Raw genomic sequence first — 4,602 nt, forward strand, 5'->3', positions numbered from 1 at the left:
ATCCGCGACGATCTGGCGCAACACCTCATACTGTCCCTCGTTGATCTTCTTTGGCCGACCACCTTTCGACATCGTTGCGCGCCTCGTTCTTGTAAACTCGCGCAAGAATATCGGCCAGGTAGATTTTGTCTATACCCTCTAACGAAGGAGCGCTTATCCGTCGTGCGCGGCGCACTGAGCCCTGGTCGTGGCACGACGCCCGGCGCGCACGACGGAGGGTAGAGTGTAGACCATTTTCCGGCGTGTGGGCGAGCAGGACCGCAGGCTGCGGGGCCGCGAGCGCGCGTGAACAGCAGAGTATCCAGCTCGAATTCGCCGACCTGCGTGCGGAGGTCGAGCAGGCGCGGGCGGACGCGGAGCAGGCGCTTGCGGCGCAGGACCGGGAGCGGGCGGCCAAGGAAGAGGCCCTGGCCGAGAACGAGCGGCTGAAGCGATTGCTCGCGGACAAATCCGGGCCGTCCGGGACCGGGACGCCGTAGACTTGGCTGACGAAGAAACCCCAACATAATGGTGTTGGTTGGTGAGGACGCAGGAGCCGTACCCCTTCGTCCAACCCATGATGCCGAGGTTCGACAAGGCTTCAGCCTTGGATGGACAGGACCAAGGCTGAAGCCTCGGACTCCATTAGATGGCCGCTGGCCTGAGCGATGATCAAGGCCCCATCCCGCCGTTGTCGGCACCGGCACCCAAGCCGGGGACAGATTCATATTCAGGGGCAGTCTCAGGCGCAGTCGATGGCGGTCGCGACCTCTGCGGTGCGCCAGGCGGCATCGCTCGGGTCCTGGGCGATGTCTTGCGCCTCCGTTTTTCCATTTTTTTGCGGGCTTCAGGCGTTACCGTGTCGCGGGGGTTGCTCCGGCCATCCAGTGTCCTGCGAGGCTCCTGGTCCGCACAGCGGACCCTACGGGTGGCTCAGTGGCCATCGGTCGCTCCGTGCGGACCGCAGGCACCCCCGACCGCTCGCCGCGCACGCATCGATCCGCGCTTCGGCTTAGAATCGCCGCTACACGCCAGGGTCTGACGCACGGCCTCGCTCATCAGGGTTGCAATGCACTTCACCGAGGTCTTCATCCGCCGCCCGGTCGCGACCACGCTGCTGACCCTGGGGCTCTTTCTGGCCGGGGCCTTCGCCTTCCCGCTGCTGCCGGTCGCGCCGCTGCCGCAGGTGGACTTTCCGACCATCTCGGTGCATGCGTCGCTGCCCGGTGCCAGCCCCGAGACCATGGCCGCCACCGTGGCGACGCCCCTGGAGCGGCGGTTGGGGCGCATCGCCGGGGTGACCGAGATGACCTCCTCGAGTTCGCAGGGCAGCACCGGGATCACGCTGCAATTCGATCTGGACCGGGACATCGACGGCGCGGCCCGCGACGTGCAGGCGGCGATCAACGCGGCGCGGGCGGACCTGCCGAGCAATCTGCCCGGCAATCCGACCTACCACAAGTCCAACCCGGCCGATGGGTCGATCATGATCCTGTCCCTGACCTCGGACACCCTTGACCGCGGTCAGATGTACGACGCGGCGTCTACGATCCTGGCGCAGAAGCTGTCTCAGATCAAGGGCATCGGTGAGGTGCGCGTGGGCGGCAGCTCACTGCCCGCGGTGCGGGTGGAACTGAACCCCAAGGCGCTGAACGCCTACGGCATCGGGCTGGAGGACGTGCGCGCGGCACTGGCGAGCGCCAACGCCAACCGGCCCAAGGGCGTGCTCGAGTCAGGCGAGCGCCGCTGGCAGATCGAAGCGAATGATCAGGCCACGACGGCCGCCGAGTTCGAGCCCCTGGTCATCGCCTATCGCAACGGGGCGGCCGTGCAGTTGCGTGATGTCGCCAGGGTCCTGGACTCGGTGCAGGACCTGCGCAATACCGGACTGGCGGACGGGCGGCCGGCGGTACTGCTGATCCTGACCCGGCAGCCGGGGTCGAACATCATCGCGACGGTCGAGCGCGTGCGGGCGGCACTGCCGGGCCTGCGCGCCGCCATCCCGCCGGCGATCGACCTCGAAGTCGTCATGGACCGCACGCCCACCATCCGCGCCTCGCTGCACGACGTGGAGTTGGCCCTGGGGGTCTCGGTCGTCCTGGTGATCCTGGTGGTCTTCCTGTTCCTGCGCGACGTGCGCACCACCCTGATCCCGGCGGTGGCGGTGCCGGTGTCACTGGTCGGTACCTTCAGCGTCATGTATCTGGCGGGCTACAGCCTCGACAACCTGTCGCTGACGGCGCTCACCATCGCCACCGGTTTCGTGGTCGATGACGCCATCGTGGTCCTGGAGAACTGCTCGCGCCATATCGAGCGCGGCCGGTCGGCCTTCGCGGCGGCGATCCAGGGGGCGCGCGAGGTCGGCTTCACGGTGCTCGCGATGAGCCTGTCACTGATCGCGGTGTTCCTGCCGGTCCTGCTGATGGGGGGGATCGTCGGCCGGCTGTTCCGCGAGTTCGCGGTGGTCCTGTCGGTCGCGGTCCTGATCTCACTCGTCGTCTCGCTGACGACCACGCCCGCCATGTGCGCCCGCCTGTTGCGGCCGCAATCGGAGCGGCGCCAAGGCCGGTTCATGAATGGTGTCGAGGGCGCCTTCGACTGGCTGCATGGACATTATGCACGCAGTCTGCGCGTGGCCCTGCGGCACCCGCGCCTGACCATGCTGGTGCTGGGCGCCACCGTGGCCCTGAACGTCTATCTGTACGTGATAGTCCCCAAGGGGTTCTTCCCCCAGCAGGACAGTGGTCGGCTGAACGGCTCCATCCAGGCCGACCAGGGGATCTCATTCCAGGCCATGAGCGGCAAGCTTGCGGACTTCATGGCGATCGTGCGCGCCGACCCGGCAGTGGCCAAGGTGGTGGGCTTTACCGGGAGCGGGCAGGGCAACTCGGGCAACATGTTCGTCACCTTGAAGCCGCTCGCGGAGCGCAAGGTCGGGGCCGATCAGGTCATCGAGCGGCTGCGCGGCAAGCTCGGGAACGAACCCGGCGCGCGCCTCTATCTGCAATCGGTCCAGGATATCCGCATGGGCGGGCGACGCGGTGCGGCCCAATATCAGTACAGCCTCCAGGGCGACGATGCGGCTGAGCTCAAGACCTGGATCCCGCGGCTGGAGCGGGCCTTGGGCGAACGCCCCGAACTGTCCGATGTGAATACCGACCAGCAGGACAAGGGCGAGCAGACGACCCTGACCATCGATCGGGATACCGCGAGCCGCCTGGGGCTGACCCCCAGGCTGATCGACGCGACCCTCTACGACGCCTTCGGTCAGCGCCAGGTCTCCACCATCTATGCCCCGCTCAATCAGTATCGCGTGGTCATGGAGGTCGCCCCCGAGTATGCGCAGCGCCCCAGCGCACTGGACGCGATCGAGATCCGCAGCCCGTCCGGGGAGCAGGTGCCGCTGGCCGCGGTCAGCCGTCATGAACAGACCCCGACCGCGCTGGCGGTCAATCACCAGGGGGCCTTCGTCGCCGGCACCATCTCGTTTAATCTGCCCCCGGGAAAGGCCCTGAGCGACGCGGTCAAGGCGATCGAGGAGACCAGTCGCGAGATCGGTCTGCCGGCGTCCGTGCGCGGCAGCTTCCAAAGCACGGCGCGCGCCTTCCAGGAGTCACTGAACACCCAGCCCTGGCTGATCCTGGCCGCGCTGGTGAGCGTCTATCTGGTGCTCGGCATCCTCTACGAGAGCTATGTGCATCCGCTCACCATCCTCTCGACCCTGCCCTCGGCCGGCGTCGGCGCCCTGTTGGCCCTGCTCGCCTTCGGCCTGGACTTCACGATCATGGCCCTGATCGGGGTCATCCTGTTGATCGGCATCGTGAAGAAGAATGCCATCATGATGGTCGATGTCGCCCTCGAGGCCGAGCGCACCCAGGGCCTGCCGCCGGATGAGGCGATCTTTGCGGCCTGCCTGCTGCGCTTTCGCCCGATCATGATGACGACCCTGGCGGCCATGCTGGGCGCGCTGCCGCTGGCGCTGGGCGGCAGCGAGGGGGCCGAGCTGCGCGTCCCCCTAGGTGTCGCCATCGTTGGCGGCCTGATGCTCAGCCAACTGCTGACCCTCTATACCACGCCCGTGGTCTACCTGTATCTGGATCGCTTTCGGCTCTGGTGCCGGGGCTGGGGGTCGAGCAGGCGCCTCGGGCCGGCGGGCGGGCCTTAATGGTTCCTGCCAGCGATGCGCATTCGGAGTCCAAGGCTTCAGCCTTGGCCTGCCGCTCCAAGGCTGAAGCCTTGGACTCCAGCGGGCCGGCGGCGCGGCTGACCGGAACCATGACCAAGGCCGCCGACATGTTGAATTCTTGTCGCCGCGGCTGCGCCTGTCTAAACTGCGGACATGCGCCATCCCATCGATCCCAAGGTCGACTGCGTCTTCAAGGCCCTGCTGGGGGCAGAGTCCAATCGCGACCTGCTGATCCATTTCCTCAACGCCGTCTTGGGCGCGGACCTGCCGCGGCCGATCGTCGCCGTGGAGATCCAGAATCCCTACAACGAGAAGGAATTCCTCGATGACAAGCTGACCGTCGTCGATGTCAAGGCCCGCGATGCGACCGGCCAGATGTTCCAGGTCGAGGTCCAACTGCTCAATCACCGCGACCTGCCGGCGCGCATCCTCTACGG

3 protein-coding genes are annotated in these 4,602 nt (G+C 66.8%); all 3 read left to right on the forward strand.

Going from position 1 to position 4,602, the window contains the following annotated elements; translation table 11 throughout:
• The first annotated feature begins 242 nt into the window (after positions 1–242).
• Positions 243–479: a hypothetical protein gene (locus tag QZY48_RS17690; protein ID WP_295433457.1), complete on the forward strand. Its 237-nt coding sequence runs from the start codon at positions 243–245 to the stop codon at positions 477–479.
• Positions 480–1,048: 569 nt separating this feature from the next.
• Positions 1,049–4,144, forward strand: a complete 3,096-nt coding sequence (locus QZY48_RS17695; RefSeq protein WP_295433459.1) for a multidrug efflux RND transporter permease subunit — start codon at positions 1,049–1,051, stop codon at positions 4,142–4,144.
• A gap of 174 nt (positions 4,145–4,318) precedes the next feature.
• Positions 4,319–4,602: Rpn family recombination-promoting nuclease/putative transposase (locus QZY48_RS17700; protein WP_295433461.1), on the forward strand; the 284-nt coding region annotated here is incomplete at its 3' end.

The sequence above is a fragment of the uncultured Thiodictyon sp. genome, from assembly GCF_903828115.1.
In the GTDB taxonomy this organism is placed as follows: domain Bacteria; phylum Pseudomonadota; class Gammaproteobacteria; order Chromatiales; family Chromatiaceae; genus Thiodictyon.